General features: G+C 50.4%; 21 protein-coding genes. 7 read left to right on the top strand and 14 right to left on the bottom strand.

Translation table 11 applies throughout. The features are described from left to right. Window positions 1–31 precede the first annotated feature (31 nt). Both groL and KB890_RS12240 read left to right on the top strand, forming a co-directional pair. The gene (gene groL, locus KB890_RS12245) at window positions 32–1,678 is read left to right on the top strand and encodes a chaperonin GroEL (RefSeq protein WP_002885441.1); all 1,647 of its coding nucleotides are present in this window, start codon (window positions 32–34) and stop codon (window positions 1,676–1,678) included. A gap of 260 nt (window positions 1,679–1,938) precedes the next feature. Then, window positions 1,939–2,292, top strand: a complete 354-nt coding sequence (locus KB890_RS12240; RefSeq protein WP_004152419.1) for a DUF4156 domain-containing protein — start codon at window positions 1,939–1,941, stop codon at window positions 2,290–2,292. Window positions 2,293–2,346: 54 nt separating this feature from the next. Here KB890_RS12240 and yjeJ read toward each other — a convergent pair whose 3' ends face one another. From yjeJ to KB890_RS12200, 8 genes are all read right to left on the bottom strand, one after another. Continuing rightward, window positions 2,347–3,210, bottom strand: coding sequence for a YjeJ family protein (gene yjeJ, locus KB890_RS12235; protein ID WP_004178318.1), 864 nt, complete (start codon window positions 3,208–3,210; stop codon window positions 2,347–2,349). A 13-nt stretch (window positions 3,211–3,223) separates the two neighbouring features. Then, window positions 3,224–5,347 (bottom strand): peptidase domain-containing ABC transporter, encoded by a 2,124-nt coding sequence (locus KB890_RS12230; RefSeq protein ID WP_004178319.1) that lies wholly within the window; start codon window positions 5,345–5,347, stop codon window positions 3,224–3,226. Then, window positions 5,340–6,626 (bottom strand): HlyD family secretion protein, encoded by a 1,287-nt coding sequence (locus KB890_RS12225; RefSeq protein WP_004178320.1) that lies wholly within the window; start codon window positions 6,624–6,626, stop codon window positions 5,340–5,342. The genes KB890_RS12230 and KB890_RS12225 overlap by 8 nt, the downstream gene beginning before the upstream one ends. Window positions 6,627–6,688: 62 nt before the next feature. After that, complete coding sequence (locus tag KB890_RS12220) at window positions 6,689–7,054, bottom strand: hypothetical protein (RefSeq protein ID WP_004178321.1); 366 nt, start codon at window positions 7,052–7,054, stop codon at window positions 6,689–6,691. Window positions 7,055–7,316: 262 nt separating this feature from the next. After that, window positions 7,317–8,324 carry a fimbrial protein gene (locus tag KB890_RS12215; RefSeq protein WP_004178322.1) on the bottom strand — a complete coding sequence of 336 codons (1,008 nt, stop codon included), beginning with the start codon at window positions 8,322–8,324 and terminating at the stop codon, window positions 7,317–7,319. A 19-nt stretch (window positions 8,325–8,343) separates the two neighbouring features. Then, window positions 8,344–10,878 (bottom strand): fimbria/pilus outer membrane usher protein, encoded by a 2,535-nt coding sequence (locus KB890_RS12210; RefSeq protein ID WP_020324909.1) that lies wholly within the window; start codon window positions 10,876–10,878, stop codon window positions 8,344–8,346. A 35-nt stretch (window positions 10,879–10,913) separates the two neighbouring features. Next, window positions 10,914–11,600 carry a fimbrial biogenesis chaperone gene (locus tag KB890_RS12205; RefSeq protein ID WP_004178324.1) on the bottom strand — a complete coding sequence of 229 codons (687 nt, stop codon included), beginning with the start codon at window positions 11,598–11,600 and terminating at the stop codon, window positions 10,914–10,916. Between the two features lie 58 nt (window positions 11,601–11,658). Next, window positions 11,659–12,222 (bottom strand): fimbrial protein, encoded by a 564-nt coding sequence (locus KB890_RS12200; protein ID WP_004178325.1) that lies wholly within the window; start codon window positions 12,220–12,222, stop codon window positions 11,659–11,661. Window positions 12,223–12,702: 480 nt separating this feature from the next. Between KB890_RS12200 and KB890_RS12195 the strand changes: the two genes are divergently transcribed. After that, a complete protein-coding gene (locus tag KB890_RS12195) occupies window positions 12,703–13,347 on the top strand; it encodes a winged helix-turn-helix domain-containing protein (protein WP_020324903.1) in 645 nt (214 codons plus the stop codon). 121 nt (window positions 13,348–13,468) lie between these two features. On the opposite strand, the gene epmB is transcribed toward KB890_RS12195, so the two are convergent. Beyond that, complete coding sequence (epmB, locus tag KB890_RS12190) at window positions 13,469–14,497, bottom strand: EF-P beta-lysylation protein EpmB (protein WP_004178327.1); 1,029 nt, start codon at window positions 14,495–14,497, stop codon at window positions 13,469–13,471. A 41-nt stretch (window positions 14,498–14,538) separates the two neighbouring features. Between epmB and efp the strand changes: the two genes are divergently transcribed. From efp to sugE, 4 genes are all read left to right on the top strand, one after another. After that, window positions 14,539–15,105 carry an elongation factor P gene (gene efp / locus KB890_RS12185; RefSeq protein WP_002885506.1) on the top strand — a complete coding sequence of 189 codons (567 nt, stop codon included), beginning with the start codon at window positions 14,539–14,541 and terminating at the stop codon, window positions 15,103–15,105. 73 nt (window positions 15,106–15,178) lie between these two features. Beyond that, complete coding sequence (locus KB890_RS12180; RefSeq protein ID WP_002885511.1) at window positions 15,179–15,310, top strand: entericidin A/B family lipoprotein; 132 nt, start codon at window positions 15,179–15,181, stop codon at window positions 15,308–15,310. A gap of 159 nt (window positions 15,311–15,469) precedes the next feature. Next, window positions 15,470–15,616 (top strand): lipoprotein toxin entericidin B, encoded by a 147-nt coding sequence (ecnB, locus tag KB890_RS12175; RefSeq protein WP_002885518.1) that lies wholly within the window; start codon window positions 15,470–15,472, stop codon window positions 15,614–15,616. 143 nt (window positions 15,617–15,759) lie between these two features. Further along, entirely contained in the window at window positions 15,760–16,077 is a 318-nt protein-coding gene (gene sugE / locus KB890_RS12170; RefSeq protein ID WP_002885521.1) for a quaternary ammonium compound efflux SMR transporter SugE, read from the top strand. Here the strand turns inward: sugE and KB890_RS12165 are convergent. From KB890_RS12165 to frdA, 5 genes are all read right to left on the bottom strand, one after another. Beyond that, entirely contained in the window at window positions 16,074–16,607 is a 534-nt protein-coding gene (locus tag KB890_RS12165; RefSeq protein ID WP_004178328.1) for a lipocalin family protein, read from the bottom strand. The two genes, sugE and KB890_RS12165, sit on opposite strands and share 4 nt — an antisense overlap. A 113-nt stretch (window positions 16,608–16,720) precedes the next feature. After that, window positions 16,721–17,080, bottom strand: a complete 360-nt coding sequence (gene frdD, locus KB890_RS12160; RefSeq protein WP_004178329.1) for a fumarate reductase subunit FrdD — start codon at window positions 17,078–17,080, stop codon at window positions 16,721–16,723. A 10-nt stretch (window positions 17,081–17,090) separates the two neighbouring features. After that, window positions 17,091–17,486 (bottom strand): fumarate reductase subunit FrdC, encoded by a 396-nt coding sequence (frdC, locus tag KB890_RS12155; protein ID WP_002885530.1) that lies wholly within the window; start codon window positions 17,484–17,486, stop codon window positions 17,091–17,093. Window positions 17,487–17,496: 10 nt separating this feature from the next. Continuing rightward, window positions 17,497–18,231, bottom strand: coding sequence for a fumarate reductase iron-sulfur protein (gene frdB, locus KB890_RS12150; protein ID WP_004177729.1), 735 nt, complete (start codon window positions 18,229–18,231; stop codon window positions 17,497–17,499). Next, on the bottom strand, window positions 18,224–20,014 hold the full coding sequence (gene frdA, locus KB890_RS12145) for a fumarate reductase (quinol) flavoprotein subunit (RefSeq protein ID WP_004177727.1): 1,791 nt from the start codon (window positions 20,012–20,014) through the stop codon (window positions 18,224–18,226). Before frdA ends, frdB begins: the two co-directional genes overlap by 8 nt. Window positions 20,015–20,076 lie beyond the last annotated feature (62 nt).

Below are 20,076 nucleotides of genomic sequence, written 5' to 3'. Positions count from 1 at the left end.
CGACCCTGAACGAATTTGAGGAATAAAAGAAATGGCAGCAAAAGACGTAAAATTCGGTAACGACGCTCGTGTAAAAATGCTGCGCGGCGTAAACGTACTGGCAGATGCAGTTAAAGTGACCCTGGGCCCGAAAGGCCGTAACGTGGTTCTGGACAAATCCTTCGGCGCGCCGACCATCACCAAAGATGGTGTTTCCGTTGCACGTGAAATCGAACTGGAAGACAAGTTCGAAAACATGGGCGCGCAGATGGTGAAAGAAGTTGCCTCTAAAGCGAACGACGCAGCAGGCGACGGTACCACCACCGCAACCGTACTGGCTCAGGCTATCGTGAACGAAGGCCTGAAAGCTGTTGCTGCAGGCATGAACCCGATGGATCTGAAACGCGGTATCGACAAAGCGGTACTGGCTGCAGTAGAAGAGCTGAAAGCGCTGTCCGTTCCGTGCTCTGACTCCAAAGCTATCGCTCAGGTAGGTACCATCTCCGCTAACTCCGACGAAACCGTCGGTAAACTGATCGCGGAAGCGATGGATAAAGTTGGTAAAGAAGGCGTGATCACCGTTGAAGACGGTACCGGTCTGGAAGACGAACTGGACGTAGTTGAAGGTATGCAGTTCGACCGCGGCTACCTGTCTCCGTACTTCATCAACAAGCCGGACACCGGTGCCGTTGAGCTGGAAAGCCCGTTCATCCTGCTGGCTGACAAAAAAATCTCCAACATCCGCGAAATGCTGCCGGTTCTGGAAGCCGTAGCGAAAGCTGGCAAACCGCTGGTCATCATCGCTGAGGACGTTGAAGGCGAAGCGCTGGCGACCCTGGTGGTTAACACCATGCGCGGCATCGTTAAAGTGGCTGCGGTGAAAGCACCGGGCTTCGGCGACCGTCGTAAAGCTATGCTGCAGGACATCGCTACTCTGACTGGCGGTACTGTTATCTCTGAAGAGATCGGTATGGAGCTGGAAAAAGCGACTCTGGAAGACCTGGGCCAGGCGAAACGCGTGGTTATCAACAAAGACACCACCACCATCATCGATGGCGTTGGCGAAGAATCCGCAATCCAGGGCCGCGTAGCTCAGATCCGTAAGCAGATCGAAGAAGCGACCTCCGACTACGATCGTGAAAAACTGCAGGAACGTGTCGCTAAACTGGCTGGCGGCGTAGCAGTAATCAAAGTCGGTGCGGCTACCGAAGTTGAAATGAAAGAGAAAAAAGCACGCGTCGACGACGCCCTGCACGCAACCCGTGCTGCGGTTGAAGAAGGCGTGGTGGCTGGCGGCGGCGTAGCGCTGGTTCGCGTTGCGGCGAAACTCGCTGGCCTGACCGGTCAGAACGAAGATCAAAACGTCGGTATCAAAGTTGCGCTGCGCGCAATGGAAGCACCGCTGCGTCAGATCGTTTCCAACGCCGGCGAAGAGCCGTCTGTTGTGGCTAACAACGTGAAAGCTGGCGACGGTAACTACGGTTACAACGCAGCAACTGAAGAATACGGCAACATGATCGACTTCGGTATCCTGGACCCAACCAAAGTCACCCGTTCTGCACTGCAGTACGCGGCTTCCGTGGCTGGCCTGATGATCACCACCGAGTGCATGGTGACCGACCTGCCGAAAGGCGACGCGCCTGACTTAGGTGCTGCTGGCGGTATGGGCGGCATGGGCGGTATGGGCGGCATGATGTAATCGTGCGCTCTACGGCATAAAAAAGCAGAAACCCCTGGCCAGCAATGGCTGGGGGTTTTTCTTTTGGCGCGCTTTTTAGTATAAGGCTTATACATAAAAATCATTTAAGCTGCATCAGAGCGGCAAGCACCTCTGTTTCGGGCGTGAACTGACAAGCGCGACCGGGGAGGAAATGAACGCGGCTCATGCCGACGCAGTTTGAAGGATGACAGATTTACATCCGGGCCAGTGCGTCCAGCTCATCGATCATGGGGAATAACATGCAGGTAAAATATTTAGCAGGGATTGTCGGCGCAGCCTTACTGTTGGCAGGTTGCAGTTCCAGCAATGAATTAACCTCTGCCGGCCAGAATGTGCGCTTCGTGCAGGAGAAGCCGGGCGCAGAGTGTCAGCTGTTAGGGACCGCGACGGGTAAACAGAGCAACTGGCTCTCCGGCCAGAATGGCGATGAGGGTGGTTCCATGCGCGGTGCGGCAAACGCCCTGCGCAACCAGGCGGCAGCCATGGGCGGCAACGTGATTTACGGCGTCAGCAGCCCGACGCAAAACCTGCTGTCGAGCTTTGTGCCTACCGACAGCGAAATGAACGGCCAGGTTTATAAGTGCCCGAACTGATGCGTGACGCCTCTCTCCGCGAGCGCAGAGAGAGGCGTGGTCGTTAGATGAGGATCAGGCGCTAAGCTCCGCTTTCTTTTCAAGGTAGAAGGCGTGCAGGGGACGCAGACACTCTTCCAGACTGAGCATTCTTCCCGGCTGGGAAGGGATAATGGTACTGAAGATCTGGCATGGCGCCAGCTCTGCGTGCATCGCCTTGAGCTTGGGGCTTTTCTCGATAAGCCGCGTCACGACGTTGTTTTCCAGTTCCGATAAATGCGGCGCGCTGGTTTTCACCACCGCCCCGGAGACAATTTTCTTGCCTTCGTCTGTCTCGCTGCAGTACAGCACGCCCAGATAATGCGAAAACAGGTTTAGCTTCCATTCTTCCTGGGGATACTGCTGGTAATCAATATTGGGTTGAGTGGTTAAGTCCACGGCATAGCACATTAAGAATTCAAGATTCGAGCTTAAGTACTGAATAAACGCTTGATCGCCTACGGTTTTCAATGTGTACTCAATGCCAGCAAGGAGAGCTTCTACCTGCCTGTCTTCAATACATAGCGTACAAACTTGCTCATTCTGGAGAACCAGTATAAGCGTTGACCAGGTTTCGTCTGGTTTGTGAGTGATCGACATAATGCGACGTTCCGGATTTGGCTGCTGAATCTCGGTCATCTCTACAGCAGGGATATTTGCGATCAACGATTCATTATAAGCGATCAGCTTTTCTTTATACGTTTCGCCTTGATCTTGCAAAGATTTAAATGTTACAAGCAGACGGTTTTGCAGGATAAGAAGAAGATCGAGCACTATCGGTGCTTGCAGATAATACTGCTGACAGAAACCATTTTCCTGCTTTATTTTCAACAGCAATGCCATAAAGCGATTTTCAAAGGTAATACCTGCGGTATTAAATCCAATAAACGTTCCTTGCATAGTTCTCTCCTTTTTATGCTGGCGCGAGATTCTTTGTCTGCGACAGATCGATAACGCGATCTGCAGAGGCAATAGTGGATGGCCGATGGGCAACGATAATCCGGGTAATGCTTAACGCCGAGATTGACTGATTGATAACTGATTCATTCTTTAAGTCGAGATGGCTGGTGGCCTCATCCATAAACAGAATGCTTGGTTTACGATACAAAGCTCGAGCGATCAGAATACGCTGCTTTTGCCCGCCGGAAATACCTAACCCCAGTTCACCAACAATGGTTTCATAGCCCATTGGCATCTTCATAATTTCGTCATGAATGTTACAGCGCCTGGCGCATTCCATCACAAAATTAATATCGGCATTATCTTCGAAGCCGCTGATATTATCGATAAGCGACCCGGAGAAAAGGCGGTCCTCTTGCAGTACGCAGGCGGTACCGTGACGATAGTTATTCAAACCAATTTTAGTGATATCGAGGTTATCGGCTAATACATCTCCGCTAGTAGGTGAAAGCAAACCGCACATCACTTTTAACAGCGTGGTTTTACCAACACCGGAAGGTCCGATTAACGCAACAGATTCCCCAGGTTCTACCGTAATATTTAAATTAGAAAATATAGGCTGAGAAAAGGGATCGTATTGATAACAGAGATTTTTTACTTCTAGTTTTGCACCCGAGTCAGCAGAGAAAACTTCTCTTGCAGGAAGCTCCTGCTCCGGTTCGCTGAAGACGATCTCTGACAAACGTTCATTATGTAAAGAAAGCATACGGAGTTGCATACAGAGATCAATCAGACTAGAAGCTCGCTGTGAAAACTGGCCACGGTAGGCGTTGAAGGCCATAAACATACCGAGAGTCATATTATTATCAATAACCATAATGGCACCCAGCCAAAGAACCGCGACCTGATCGATAGTAGTTATAAAAGTATTGATTCCACCAAACATCATGTCGAAGCGCGTTTGTTTGATTCCGGCATTGCAGGCTTCAATATTAATATTGAGCCAATGCTGGGAGCGACGCTCTTTCAGGTTTAAGGCCTTGATGGTCGAGATTCCATACAGAGACTCCATAAAATGCGAGCTGGAGCGTGCGCCTTTAATCACTTGTTCTTCCGCTACGCGACGATAAAAGCGGTAGGTAGCAAAGCGCATAATCGCATAGCATAGGGTAAAACCAACGACCACCCAGGTCAGCCAGCCCCCATACAGTGTCAGCATGATCAGCAGACCAATAGTCATGATCGAGTCAATAATGCCGCTGACAATACTATTCGTAAACGTCGAGCGTATGGTGTCCAGAGAGGAAAAACGCGACTGGATATCTCCTAAATGACGCTTTTCAAAAAAGGATAGTGGCAGACTGGCCAGATGATCGAAAAGCGTGGTTTTCCATTGAATATTAGTTAACGTATTTAATGTTAACGATGTCCAGGCCCGGAGCATACTGATAAAGGTGCGGAACAGGGTGAAGAAGACCAGACCGATACAGATTACGGATAGCAGGCTCTGATCATGGGCCATGATCACGTGGTCAGTCACCAGTTGAGTGCCTATCGGCAGCAATAAGCCAATCGCTTCAACCACGACCGAGAAGGCGAAAATTTTCAGTAGCGTTGACTTCAATCCGATAATATTACGCATCAGATCCAACAGACGCAGGCGAGATTTGGCTTTTTCCTGTTGAAAGTTTTGATCCGGCCAGAGTTCCAGGGCGATACCGGTAAAATAATTGGACATCTCCTGATTGCCAATGACTCGTTTACCCAATGCCGGATCGTGTACAATGAAACTTGATTTACGTACTTTGGTGAGAACCACATAGTGATTCATTCCCCAATGCAGGATACAGGGCAGTTTAAGCTGACGAATCTCATTCAGGTCTAACGACAGAGCACGGCTTTTCAAGCCGGCATGATCTGCCGTTTTGCTTAATGACATCATCGTTACTCCCTGCGAAGCGCTGCCAAAGCGCTGGCGGAAATTAAACAGATCAATATCCAGACCATAGTGACCGCAAACCATCGCCAGGCAAGCGATCCCACACTCTGTTGCCTCCGACTGTAATATAACTGGCGTTTTATGGCGCAATGAAAAATTTAGTCTGGATATAATAGTGGTAAATATTTCATTAGTCATGGATCGGCCCACTTACACTTTGAGACATTTTATAAAAAGGAGTAAACATCCACATGTAAAGAGGACGTTTTTCAAGGAAAACAACTGCCCGTGCTTTAAGTCCATTTGAGAGCTTAAGTGTTTTCCCATTATAAGAAAAAGTTTTATTTTTAATCTTTACAATTGTTTTATAAAGTGCCAGTTCTTGCTGATTAGTTCCATTACTCACGTTAGTATATTCTGACATTTCCTGCCTCGCTGCGGGGACGGAAGATATTGATATGACTTCGCCAGGGAATTGTCCAAATTTATCAGAAGGAAAAGCATCATAGCGAATATTTATAACATCACCAGGTTTTACATAAGGTATGCTATTATTCGGCAGCCATAATATAAGATAATACTCAATGTTACCTGTAGGCTTGATTTGAGCCAAGCTACTGCCATTATCAACCATCTGTCCTTTAGTTACCGAGAGTGACTCAATGCGTCCTTCTGTCGTAGCTTTTATAATAGCATTGCCTTTGGCATTTGATTCAACTAATTGGTTTTTGAAATCATTTATTTGATTCTGTTGTGCTGTTATCTGATTGTCAAAATCAGCGATTTTAGTTATTTTATCGCTATTATATTGTGTGATTTGCGATTCTAATTGCATCTTTTGACTTACAAGAGATTGATATGTGCTCTGTTGTTGGAAATATAATGAATGTTGATAGTTATATTGATCTTTTGTGATGAGTCCATCTCTAAGATAACTATCATAGCTGGATAAATTATCGTGCATTTTCTTTAATCCAGCTAAGGCATTAGCAAGAAGACGATTGATCTCTTTCAATGATTCTTTATTGGCTTTAAGTTGCTTTTCTATTGAAGACAATGTTTCTTGCTTGTTTTGAGAAAGCTTGTTTATTATTTCTTCAGCATTGGCTATCTTTTCTTTATTAACTTCTATCTGTACAGAACTAACATTTCCAGTAGTCGTGTCACGAGAGATATCTATTTCATAGAGAGGTTGTCCTTTTTTAACCAGATCACCAACTTTCACATATTGTGATACGATAAAACCTTGTTGTGGCGCATAAACATTTACAGAATGAGGTAAGGTGATAACCTCCCCATTAACATCTATCCGCTGAGTAAAGCTACAAAAGATCATGGCTGATATAAGCAAACCAAGGAATAGCAAAGATAATACTATGATTAACCAAGTCGGCATTCCAGCCAGCAATAAAGCTTTCCCTTTCCAATATACTCTTTTGTACTCAATCGCTTCCTTGCGATATAATCTTCTTGTCATTTTTTGTTTATTTACCGATGTAAAAAGGCCCGGAATGGGCCTTTGTTAAAGGAATTTTTAACTTATGCCCAAGGTGTGAATGTGCCGTCAAGAGCAGAAGTATAAGAATCTGCGATATATTTTACAGTTTGTTCCCAGCCAAGTGCAATACCGCTGACGGCGCCACCAATAAAGCCGCCAATGGCACCAAAGATGACCCCACCTAGTTCGGCGATGATACCAAACCCAAGGATGCCACCGCCGTCACCAGCCTTACCACCTGCAGCAAAAGCACCCCACATAGCCGCTACAGTTCCGAATGCTATTGCGGAACCTACTGCTTCTACACCATTCGTTACCAGGCTGGTAAGAGTGGACATAAAGCTTGAGGTATCCCAGCTATAGCCACCAGAAATTTCCTGCATTTCAAAAACGTTTAACTCACGCATTATATATACTCCTGTAATAAAATAATTTACTTCCTGTAAAGGGAGTAAAGTTTATATGGTCATTTTACTGAGCCATGATTTAATAGAGAGCATTGCCCTCAAGATAAGAAACATACCATCACTCAAATAAAGATTATTTGCCAGAGATCTCTATTTGGTTCGTATATTTCACGGTGGTAAATGCTATGCTCATCCTTTCTTTAAAGCAACCTCTAACTTGATGATTTATTATGTTTATATTGTGATTTCATGTGAATTAAATTTATTCCTCTTGAATGACGACCTCTAACAACCCTCTGACGGTGCCAATAGTAATGTCATCGGTAGTACGATAGTAATCTGCGGTAAGATTAATCTCTTTATTGAGCTTGTTGGCATCTACTATAAATGACTTAGCTTCATAATCATAAAAATTAACAGGGATACCATTTTCTTTTATTATAGTGTTGACGTTTTGTGCACCTCCGCTACTTGTTGAATCGCTGTTAAGGAGAACGCCGGGAGTGCCATCAGTACTCGAACGAGGGTTAAACCAATAGTAAATCGTATTTCCAGTTGACTTTTGTTCGCAGTTAATATTCAAGGTAAAGGATTTTTCTTTTGAGGTTTTACTTCCCGGTGAAGTAGACAAAAGTGTCACTTTATCAATTCTTGAGAGGTTTACGGTTTTAGTTGATGTTATTTCACATGAGTTTTCGCGAGGTACAGGGCTTACAAATTTCATATTTATTGATAATAGTAAGCTAGATGGCATTGTGGCTTTATAATCGCTATCAGCAACATAAAATGATACGCTGCTATTGGTTGGGGACTGACTTAAGTCAATAGTTCCAGTTTTGATTAACCAATAGCGATAAAGTGTATTTTCAGTTGTTCCTGGAACCGGTATGCTTCCTGCAACCGCGGGTATCATTCCATAGACCGAGCCAGTAAGTAAATCACTAATCTGATAACCAATGCCTGGAATTCCCGTTTCATAAACAGGTTTACCCATAATGCCAGTCACTCCTGGAACTTCGCTGGCAGTGATCACGGTAGTGTATCTATTCTTAGATGAGTTGTCGCAAGTAAATGCGGGTGCAGAACCGCCGATACCCATCAATTTTGTATAGAGTATGCTTCCTACCGGTATAGTTGGATCAGTAGATATTTTAACATTGCTTGGCATGTTAAAATTAACCCTTTTGGCGATATCTTTGATATTACAAGTTGCTTCTGCTTGACCACAAGCGATAATCAATAAAGCCGAGAATAAAAATATTTTTTTCATATGTGATATCCTTTTATCACTAGCGGCAAATAGCTTTGGATGTTGTGAGACTTCCTTGCGTGGGAAGTAATTGATACGTTGCATTGCAACGTTGATCCTGCCGTTGGCCCCATAAAACAAGTAACTCACCACTATCTTGCAAGCCAGAGAGATAAACCATCCCTTCATCACTGACAATGTTGGCTTGAGTATTGGCACTGTTTTTTATCGTTACCGTGGAACCATAAGGAACCGGTTTATCTCCAGGCATTTCTAGTTGTATGAGTGCTCTACGTCCAATATTGCCGGCATAATTAGCACGCACGATGGCACCACGGGTCGGAACGACGCTCTGCGTGGTTTCAGGCAGCTCCATATCTTCGCCTAACGTGGAACTGTCGAGCGTGATATCGGTGCGACGGTATGGTGTTACGTAGGGAACGATGGCGTAGCCGCGATAGTCGGTAGAGATGGTGTTATCATTGGTGAGCTTGACGTTATCCAGCCCCGGCGCTTTAACCAGTACCGCTGCATCAGTGATGTCCTGACCCAGCGTGATGCCATCGGCATGGGCAACGATACTGCCGTTGGCGCCGTAGTCAATGCGCTCGCTACTGCGATCGTAGCTGTAGCCGGCATTGACGCTGCCGCGGGCGCCATTATAGGTCGCGCGCATATCGCCGCTGTAGTATTCCCGGTTGCTGTATCCTTGCTGCAGGCTCCACTCCAGACTATCGTTCTCCAGCGCATTACCACCGATGGAAACCGACTGATCGGTTGATCCCGGATTGCTGTTGGTTAACTGATAGCTGGTGTAGGTGCCAGGCAACCAATTGCTCAACGGCAGCGTTACCGTCAGTGTAATACGTTGGTCGTCCTGAGCGTCTTTCCCTGAGTTATCTCCACCCCAGGTATAGCGGTTATAGCTGTAGCCGAGGTAGTAGTTCACATTGCGGAAGCCGCCGTTATAGCCCACGCTAATCGACTTGTTAGTACGCTTATCATCCCAGTAATCTTCGATTAAACCGCTTATCGACAGGCTACCGAGACCTTTACCCAGGCTTTGGTTAACCGTCAGATTGGTGCGGTTGCGCAGCGAGCGCGAAGTGTAGTAGCCGTCATTAGAGTAGCTATCCAGGACCTCCGAGAGGGTATGAAATCCGCGGGTGGAGTAGCGGTAGCCGGCGATGGTGACGTTAGTGCCGGTTTCAACGATGTTTTTCCCGTAACGAACTCGCCAGGACTGTCCGGAGGTCTTTTCATCGTCTTTCATTTTTGACCAAGCCTGGGTGACGTCTGCCGAGGCGGCGCCCAGTTCACCCAGGTTATAGCCGAGACCTGTTGACAGCGCCTGATAGCGCGAGGCCGCCTGCATGCCGCCATATAGCGTCAGGCTGCTGGAGACGCCGTAGGTCGCGGTGGCTTGGGTAAACGGCGTTTCATCAACTCCACCATCGTAAGGACGATATTTACCGGAAGTAATCTCATATTCCAGTTGATTTTCACGCACCATGACCGGCAGGGTGGCGAACGGCACAACAAATTCTTGCTTGGATCCGTCGGACTCTTCCACGCTGACGTAAAGGTCGCCGCTACCGCCGCTCGGGTACATATCGGTGATTTCAAATGCCCCTGGCGCCACGTAGGTCTGGTAAACCTGGTAGCCGTTCTGCTTAATCGTTACGCGGGCGTTGGTTCTGGCGATACCGCGAATAATCGGCGCATAGCCGCGCATACTTTCCGGCAACATCGTCGTATCGGTGGCCAGCTGAATACCGGTAAACGGCACGCTGTCGAAGATACCGTTGAGCGATGAACTCTCACCCATCACAAGGTTACTGTTGATGGAGCGGATGCTGCGCTGCATATAGAGATAGGCGGAATCCCAGTCCCCGGCACCGCTGTTGTTTTTATTCCAGGTGCTGAGGTTACGGATGCGCCACGGGCCAACGTTGAGGCCGGACTGCAGATTCAGACTGTAGTATTCATCATTGGCCTGCATGTCGTTTGAGCCGCTGAACTGATAGTTCACCAATAACGCGTTGATGCCATCATCAAACTGATCCGGTGGAATATATCCCTGCGCGGTGGTGGATAAGGCCGCCTGCGGAATAGAGATATTTAAGCGCTGGGCGGTGAAGTCAAAATCCGCTTTGGTGTCCGGAATGACAGAAAAGTTTGCGCAGCCGTTTTTATCCTCGGCTAACTCTTGAAAGGCTTTTATCCTTACGCCATATTCCGCGAGTGTTTTTAGACTCAGGCAGGGAACCAGAGTTGGTTCGCGGTTATCGCTGCTGGCGCGATTGTTGGCAACAAACTTTATCGTCCTGGTGTCCAGGTAGCGGCCATTAAACATAATATCGACCCGATAATCCCCTGGCGCCTGCGCGTTCTGAGTCTGAAATATGGATAAATCGGGAGTGGTTGATGGATCGCTACCATTCAATGAGCTAATGAATGAGGGATCGAAAAAGTCACGTGCTTGCGCTTTATTATTCAAACCAGAAAGCAATGCCGGAAGCATTGCGAGAAAGACGGTGGATAGTTTGAATAATCCATTATTCTTATTTGGCATAGACACATCCCTATAATGATAAAATAAATTTCTTATTACAGCGATGAGGAATAGAGCGACCCTGCTCCGCCATAATCATTGACCACTTTCCAGGTAATGCTGGAGGCATTAATATTTTCTTTTAGCGTCACTTCTTTGGTCGTCATTGGGGCGACGGAGTTGACTTCCGGCTTCACTTCTTTTCCACCAATCTGGATGCTATTGAAATAAAAGAAAAACGGTGTCGGATTTTTGATGGTCAGCTTTTTGCCGGCCTTACGCCATTCGAGCTTTTTCGCTTCCGTATTAGGGGAGAGGTCGAAAAGTGTTTTGGGACGATAGACCAGACGCATGCGGTGACGAACCGCCAGTTGAATAGTATTGTTATTCGCTTTGGCATCATCTGCCGGAGGAATCGCCATGACGTTAAAATAGTACATGGATTCCCGGTCGGTCGGTGCATTAACGTTGCCGGTGGCAAACAGACGAACCGTATTCTGTTGTTTCCCCTCGAGGCGAAAAAGCGGTGGGGTAGCCATAAACGAAGGCGCTTTCCCTGCAGGCGTTTCAACCCAGGATTTAATCAGATAGGGAATATCATCTTTATTTTCGATTTGCGCGGTAATTTCACGCGCACCTTCCTTATAGAGGTAGCGGGTGGATTCAACGACAATACCGGCATGAGCAATACTGCTGAGGAGTAATGCACAGGATGCGGTGAGATTTAATAAGGTCCTGAACATGGCTTTTCTCTAAATGCGAAAAAGGGCCCGCCGTGAAGCGGGACCCTTTGGGGATAAATTAATTGGTGTAATCGATAGTAAAGGTCGCAACACCTTTAACCGGACCTTCGGTAACCGGAGTCGCGGCGTTAGTTCTTACATAACCAGTGGTGTACTTCAGCTGAGTACCGTTGGTTGCAGAGTAGCTTTCGGACATAGTGTCGGAACCGTCGAAGGCTACGCGATGCGCATCGCTGACGCGCTGGATACCAATACCGATACCAGCTGCACCGTTAGCGGCGGTGTTGTCCAGAATGGTTGCATCGCTGCTGGAGGTGCCACTTACATTTACGGTCACGCCAGTAACCGGGTTAGTGCTGCCCTGTGCGCAGTCTTTCACCTCAAAACCAAAGTCCTGGGTTTTGAACAGTTTACCAGCGGCTTCAGCATTTGCTTCAGTGGTGGTTACAGTGATCAGCTGAACGATACCGTTGTTCAGGGTACCCGTCGGAGTCACGACGCAAGAGTTAGATGCATCAGAGACTTCACCCAGTACAGTTACCTGAGCGGTGTTGGTTGCCATTGCCTGAGCACTCAGCACTGCAGATGCAGCGACCATTACAGCTACGATTGTCTTTTTCATTTAATTAATCCATATATAGATACTTAGTCCTGTGTAGAATCGATAACAGTTATCAAGGGAATGGAGTATGTATTCGCATTGATATTGAAAATAAGCGTCAGCTTTCCTTTATATAGTGCTGAGACCAATCATCCTGTTGAACGACGCTACCATATCGCTTGCCATAGCGAACCATGGAGAAGCGGGAGTAATTTAAAAGTCTTGTGCAAAAAATGCTTGTGAATTGTTGATGAAGCACCCGTGAATTTAATGCTTCCCCCCTCTCTGATGAGATGTGGATTCCAGTTGAGATTAATTTAATCTGAAAATGTGACCATTAAGCAAGTTAGCTATCGCTTGTTTTTTTATCTGCGGTATCCTGTGGGCTGAACTTCAATGTGAAATGTACCTGTTTCCATCTGAAACAAGAATGTTCACATAATCGTTTGGTTGAAATCATTTGATTTTATTATGGATAATAGGGTTACGTGGGGCAAGGATATGGATGACGCAGTATTATTTAATGGGTGTATAATTAATCAGGAGATTATATTTAATGCCAATATGAATGAGCTGCGGCCGCTTGCCGGGGACGGGGAGTGCATCAGCCTCAATGCGCCTACCGCCAGATGCTTGCTGCTGCTTTTGCAGAATTGCGGCAAAGTCATTTCACGGGATGAGTTCCTGGCGGCTGTATGGGAAACACGGGGGGTGGTCGTTTCGCAAAATACGTTCTATCAAAATATCTCTTTGCTGCGAAAATCGCTGGTAAAAGCTGGACTATCTGAGGATATCATTATCACCGTCCGGCAAAAAGGCTTTAGCGTCGCTCCGAATACATTGGTCATTCCTCTCTCTGATGAAGAGTGCGAGAATATGAACCGGGTGACATTAACGCATTATCAGAATAATAAAGTTGTCGGCTTTATTTCTGAAGATAAGGAAAAACCTGACACTCATTTAAATCTTCCACTAATAGAAAACTCATCAAATCATGACAGTGATTTGATGGCAAATAAAACGGAAGAAGGTGAAAAAGTATCTGAGCGGTTACATGTTACTTTTAAAATACCCATATGGTTAATCGCGCTAATTGTAGTGATGATTGTAATTAATATTATTGTGTTGGTCGCGCTAAATCGGTAGCTCGTCGCACCCAGGGGTTATAGCGCGGTGCGATAGTCATTTGCTGGTCACCTTAACACCCGTCTGTCGAAATCTTCCTATCCGAAGGTCTGCCAGAACGTCCTGGCAGACCTTCAGTTTATTAACGCTGCTTCAGCCCTAAATCCAGCGGCGTCTTGCTGGGTTCCCCGCCAATCTCGCGCGCCAGCTTCGGCACCATATAGCCGGAGATGAGGGTCAATAGTTCGCGCATGATTTCACGGGCTTCATCATCGCTGACCATGAAGTGCGCCGCTCCCTGCACCCGGTCCAGCACGTGCAGGTAGTAGGGCATTACCCCGGCGTCGAACAGCGCATTACTGAGGTCGGCCAGGGTTTGCGCGTTGTCGTTCACCCCGCGCAGCAGCACGCTCTGATTGAGCAACGTGACGCCCGCCTGACGCAGCATGGCCATCGCCGCGCGAAACTCACCGTCAATTTCATTGGCGTGGTTGACGTGGTTAACCAGGATTATCTGCAGCGACGAACGCTGGAAGCGGCTGGCCAGCGTCTCGGTGATGCGCACCGGGATCACAATCGGCAGGCGGCTGTGAATACGCAGGCGCTTAACGTGTGGAATAGCTTCCAGCTGGGTCATTAGCCAGTCAAGCTCATGGTCCTTTGCCATCAGCGGGTCGCCGCCGGAGAAGATGATTTCATCAAGCTGCGGATGCGCCGCGATGTAGTCCATCGCTGTCTGCCAGTTGCGCCTGGTGCCCTGATTTTCGGCATAAGGGAAGTGGCGGCGGAAGCAGTAACGACAATTTACCGCACAACCGCCTTTCACCAGCAGCAGGGCCCGGTTGCGATACTTGTGCAACAGACCGGGCACCACGCTGTGCTGTTCTTCCAGTGGATCGGTGGAGTAGCCGGGGGCGACGATAAACTCTTCCTCGGCGGTAAGTACCTGACGAAGCAGTGGATCGTTAGGGTTGCCTTTCTCCATGCGGGCGATAAACGCGCGCGGGACGCGCAGCGGGAACAGGCGTCTGGCCTCGCGTCCGGCCAGCAGTTTTTCATCAGCGTCTACATTTAAAAGACGCAGCAGTTCATCAGGACTGGTCACAACATTGGCAAGTTGCGTTATCCAATCTTCTCTGGATGGGGTATTTAGGGTTACAATATGCGCCATTTTGTGGCTTAGCTACCAGTTAAACAATTTCAGAGGGCCTTATGGCGACTTACTATAGCAACGATTTTCGTGCTGGTCTTAAAATCATGTTAGATGGCGAACCTTATGCGGTAGAAGCCAGCGAATTCGTTAAACCAGGTAAAGGCCAGGCGTTTGCGCGCGTTAAGCTGCGCCGTCTGCTGACCGGTACCCGCGTTGAGAAAACCTTCAAATCTACCGATTCCGCAGAAGGCGCGGACGTTGTCGATATGAACCTGACTTACCTGTACAACGACGGTGAGTTCTGGCACTTCATGAACAACGAAACCTTCGAGCAGCTGTCTGCTGACGCGAAAGCGATCGGTGACAACGCTAAATGGCTGCTGGATCAGGCTGAGTGCATCGTGACCCTGTGGAACGGCCAGCCGATCGCGGTCACCCCGCCGAACTTCGTTGAGCTGGAAATCATTGAAACCGATCCAGGCCTGAAAGGCGACACCGCGGGTACCGGCGGTAAACCGGCGACCCTGTCTACTGGCGCGGTGGTTAAAGTTCCGCTGTTCGTTCAGATCGGCGAAGTGATCAAAGTGGATACTCGCTCTGGCGAATATGTATCCCGCGTGAAGTAATTTCGCGTCATGATGACCGGCGTAGCCTCCGTGCTGCGCCGCTCTTTACGCACAGGCACAACGAGCACGAGACATGAAGCGCAGCGTTAAACTCCTGGTGTTACTCTTTCTGAGCAGCGCGCTGTTGGCTGGCTGCAATACCGCCCGCGGTGTGGGTGAAGATATTCAGGGCCTGGGCCACGCTATCTCTCACGCTGTGAGCTGAATTTCCCTGCCGTTTCGTTAATGGCGCTTGCCTCCCGGTATGTCAGCCTCCTCCACGCATACTCCTTTTCTCTTAAAAATCGCAAAGATCCCTTCATCTTTGGACGGTTTGTCTATGCTTATAGGGCATGAAAACAAAACTGACACTAAGGATGACATTATGGTGAAAAAAACGATTGCAGCGTTCTTTACGGTTTTGGTCCTCTCTTCAGCACTGACCGCTTGTAACACCACGCGCGGTGTCGGTGAGGATATTTCAGACGGCGGCAACGCAATCTCTGGCGCGGCAACCAAAGCTCAGCAATAAACGCCGTCAACGGTACGGTTTAGCGCCGTACCGTTCTTCACTTCTCTCATTCCGTTGGATATACTCACCACGACTTTTCATCCACCTTACGGGACGACCCGTAAGCGTTTCTCATCCGGGGACGGCCCCAGCAAAGGAGCCTTATGTCCTGGATAGTCTTGTTTATCGCTGGCCTGCTGGAAGTGGTGTGGGCCGTCGGCCTGAAATATACCCATGGCTTTAGCCGCCTGGTTCCCAGCGTTATCACCATCGTGGCGATGGTGGCCAGCATGGCGCTGCTCTCATGGGCGATGAAAACCCTACCGGTAGGTACCGCCTACGCCGTCTGGACCGGGATCGGCGCGGTGGGCGCCGCCGTGACCGGTATTGTGCTGTTAGGGGAATCCGCCAGCGCCATGCGTATCGCCAGCCTTGTCTGTATCGTGATTGGCATCATTGGCCTGAAGATCAGCGCGCACTAATCATAGCGCTGATTGACCCAGACCAGTTTGCCGACATCAAAGCCCTGTCGGGTGGCAATGTCCAGCATCTGCTGCCTGACCTCCGGGGCGATGGTCGGCGCCCGGGCCAGCAGCCAGAGATAGTCGCGATCGGGGCCGCAGACCAGCGCGTAACGATACTCCTTATCCAGAGCAATGACGTTATAGCTGCCGTAGAAAGGGCCGAAGAAGGAAATCTTCAGCGCGGCGCGGCTGGGCTCCCCGGTAAAGTACGCTACCCCGTCCGTTTTCTGCCACATGCCGCGGTCGGGGTTATAACCTTTATTCACCACATCCAGACCGCTGTCATCACGTGGGTGCCAGGCGATCGTGACCTTTTCCAGACCGCTTTCAAAAGGGTGGTCAAAGCGGGCGATTTCATACCAGGTACCCAGATAGCGCTGAACGTCGAAGGGGCTGACCACGGTGACGCCCGGCGGCGGGGCGGGCGTGCTGCAGGCGACAGACAGGAACGAGACGGCAATCGCGGTGATTATCGGCAGGATACGCATGGCATGCTCCTTGCTGGCTTTTAAGCTAAGTGTAGAGTCCAGCAGGGAAAAGGCGGCAAGATTTTTCTATGAAGCGAGCCCGGTAGCAGAAATGCGACCGGGCTCTTGCAGGATCAGATAAACAGTACGCCAACGAGGGTGATGACGCTGAGGATTGCCGCCAGGCCATAGAAGACCCACTTACCGTTTGGCACATGGATTTTCAGATCGTGCATGGCGTGGTGAATACGATGCAACCCACACCACAGCGGCAGGACAATCATCAGAAAGATGAACGCGCGGCCGATAAAGCTTTGGGCAAAGGCCAGCACACGCTCATAGCTGAAGGCGTCGGCCGGAGCTAGCCCTAGCGGCAGCAGGATGCCGACCAGCAGCACCATCACCGGCGCGACAATCGCGCCCCACATGCCGCCTGAGCCAAACAGCCCCCAGAATACGGGTTCATCGGAACGTTTCGGATTGGGATTAATCATCTCAGCCTCCTTACCAGAACAGGGCGACAAACAGGATCACCACGGTGACCACCGCCGTCACCACCCAGAGCCCTTTAATGACCGGCTCTGGCCCCATTTTTTCGCCTTTGATGATGACGTTGGCGGCTTTCGGCGCCAGCTCAAACCAGGTTTTGGTGTGCAGCAGCGCCGCCGCCAGAGTAATCAGGTTGAGGATTACCACCACCGGGTTTTGCAGGAATCCGATATATCCCGCCCAGCTCTCGGCGCCGTGCTTGAGGGCAAACAGCCCATAAATCAGCACAATGCTAAACCATACCGTCGGTACCGCCGTGCCTTCCCGTACCATGTAGAAGCGATAAAACGGCAGCTTTTTCCACCAGGTGGAGGTCATTGGTCGCACGTAGGGTTTGCGTTTCGTCGTCATAATGCACTCCTTAGCGTGGTTTCAGGGTGGCGATAAGAAAGTCTTTCGAGCTTTCCACCTTGCCCTGCTGGATCGCGGCCGCCGGGTCGACGTGCTTCGGACACACTTCCGAGCAGTAGCCAACGAAAGTACAGGTCCAGACGCCATTCTGGCCGTTAAGCTGCGCCATGCGTTCCTTTTTACCGTGGTCGCGGCTGTCTTCGTTATAGCGGTGGGCGAGGGTGATCGCCGCCGGGCCGATAAATTCCGGGTTCAGGCCGAACTGTGGACAGGCGGCATAGCACAGCCCGCAGTTGATGCAGCCGGAAAACTGATGGTATTTCGCCATCTGGGCCGGGGTCTGCTTGTTTGGCCCCTGGTCAGGCGTGCGGTTATTGCCGATGATATACGGCTTAATGGCTTCCAGGCTTTCGATAAAGTGGGTCATGTCCACCACCAGATCGCGCTCGATCGGGAAGTTGGCCAGCGCCTCAACTTTGATGCCTTTGGTGTAATCGCGCAGGAAGGTTTTGCAGGCCAGCTTCGGCACCTTGTTGACCATCATGCCGCAGGAACCGCAGATTGCCATTCGGCAGGACCAGCGGTAGCTCAGGTCTGGCGCCAGGTTGTCTTTGATGTAGCCCAGCGCGTCCAGCAGCGAGGTCTGTTCATCGTAAGGCACGTCATAGAACGCGCTGTGCGGTGCGGTGTCGACCTCCGGATTGTAGCGCACCACTTCGACTTTCAGGTTTTTCATCTCAGCCATGGGTGGTCTCCTTCTTCTCAGCCGCGTCCGCTTCTGCGCCATAGACACGTTTTGCCGGCGGCAGCGTGGTGATCTTCACATCGCCATATTCCAGACGGGTAGTGCCATCGGCCTCGCGGAAGGCGAGAGTGTGCTTGAGGAAGTTGACGTCGTCGCGTTCGGTACAGCCTTCATCCAGACGCTGGTGCGCCCCGCGCGATTCTTTACGGGCGATGGCCGAGTGCGCCATACATTCGGCAACGTTTAAACCGTGCCCCAGCTCAATGGTGTAAAGCAGATCGGTATTGAACACGCTGGAGTTATCGGTAATGCGCACGCGCTTAAAGCGCTCCTGCAGTTCAGCCAGCTTGTCGATCGTTTTCTGCATCAGCTCCGGCGTGCGGTAGATGCCGCAGCCTTCCTCCATCGACAGCCCCATTTCATCGCGAATTTTCGCCCAGTTTTCGTTACCTTCCTGGTTGACGAGATCTTTCAGGCGCTGCTCCACATCGGCAGCCTGCGCATCGAGGGCGGCGCCGTTTGCCTCGCCCGCCTGAGCGGCGCGCTGCATGGCCTGCTCCCCGGCCAGGCGGCCGAAGACCACCAGCTCGGCCAGCGAGTTGGAGCCCAGACGGTTGGCGCCATGTAAGCCAACGGACGAGCATTCGCCCACGGCAAACAGCCCTTTGATCCGGGTTTCGCACTGCTGATCGGTTTCAATACCGCCCATGGTGTAGTGCGCGGTCGGGCGCACCGGGATCGGCTCTTTCACCGGATCGACGCCGACGTAGGCTTTCGCTAGTTCACAGATAAACGGCAGACGCTCCAGCAGTTTTTTCTCGCCGAGGTGGCGGAGATCGAGGTAGACCACGTCGCCGCGCGGCGTCGGGATGGTGTTCCCTTTCCGCCACTCGTGCCAGAAGGCCTGGGACACTTTGTCGCGTGGGCCCAGCTCCATATATTTATTCTTCGGTTCGCCGAGCGGGGTTTCCGGGCCCATGCCGTAATCCTGCAGATAGCGGTAGCCGTTTTTGTTGACCAGAATCCCGCCTTCGCCGCGGCAGCCTTCGGTCATCAGGATCCCGGAGCCCGGCAGGCCGGTCGGGTGATACTGAACGAATTCCATGTCGCGCAGCGGCACGCCGTGTCCCAGGGCCATCCCCATCCCGTCACCGGTGACGATGCCGCCGTTGGTGTTGTAGCGGTAGACGCGCCCGGCGCCGCCGGTAGCCAGCACCACGGCGTTAGCGCGGATCTGCACCAGGGTGCCTTCCATCATATTCATCGCCACCAGGCCGCGGGCCTGCCCGTCATCGACCAGCAGGTCAAGGACGAAATGTTCGTCAAAGCGCTGAATTTGGGGAAACTGAAGGGAGGTCTGGAAGAGGGTATGCAGCATGTGGAAGCCGGTTTTGTCGGCGGCAAACCAGGTGCGTTCGATTTTCATGCCACCGAAGCGCCGGACGTTGACGCTGCCGTCGGGGCGGCGGCTCCATGGGCATCCCCACTGCTCCAGCTGGGTCATTTCCGTCGGGCAGTGATGAACAAAATAGTCGACGACATCCTGCTCGCACAGCCAGTCGCCTCCCGCGACGGTGTCGTGAAAATGGTACTCAAAGCTATCGTGATCCTGGGCAACGGCTGCGGATCCCCCTTCTGCAGCGACCGTATGGCTGCGCATCGGATAGACTTTAGAAATCAGGGCGATTTTAGCGTTGGGGTTGGCCTGAGCGGCGGCGATAGCGGCACGAAGGCCTGCCCCGCCGGCGCCAATTACGGCGAGATCGGCTTGAAAAGTTTGCACGACATTCCTCCAGTTTTAGTGTATTTCGCCGCCGGGCTGGCGAAAAAGTATCACTGCTCCTT

Origin of the sequence: Klebsiella sp. P1954, from assembly GCF_018199955.1 — a bacterium.
Taxonomy (GTDB): Bacteria; Pseudomonadota; Gammaproteobacteria; order Enterobacterales; family Enterobacteriaceae; genus Klebsiella; species Klebsiella pneumoniae.
This window is presented reverse-complemented; position numbering and strand designations above follow the sequence as displayed.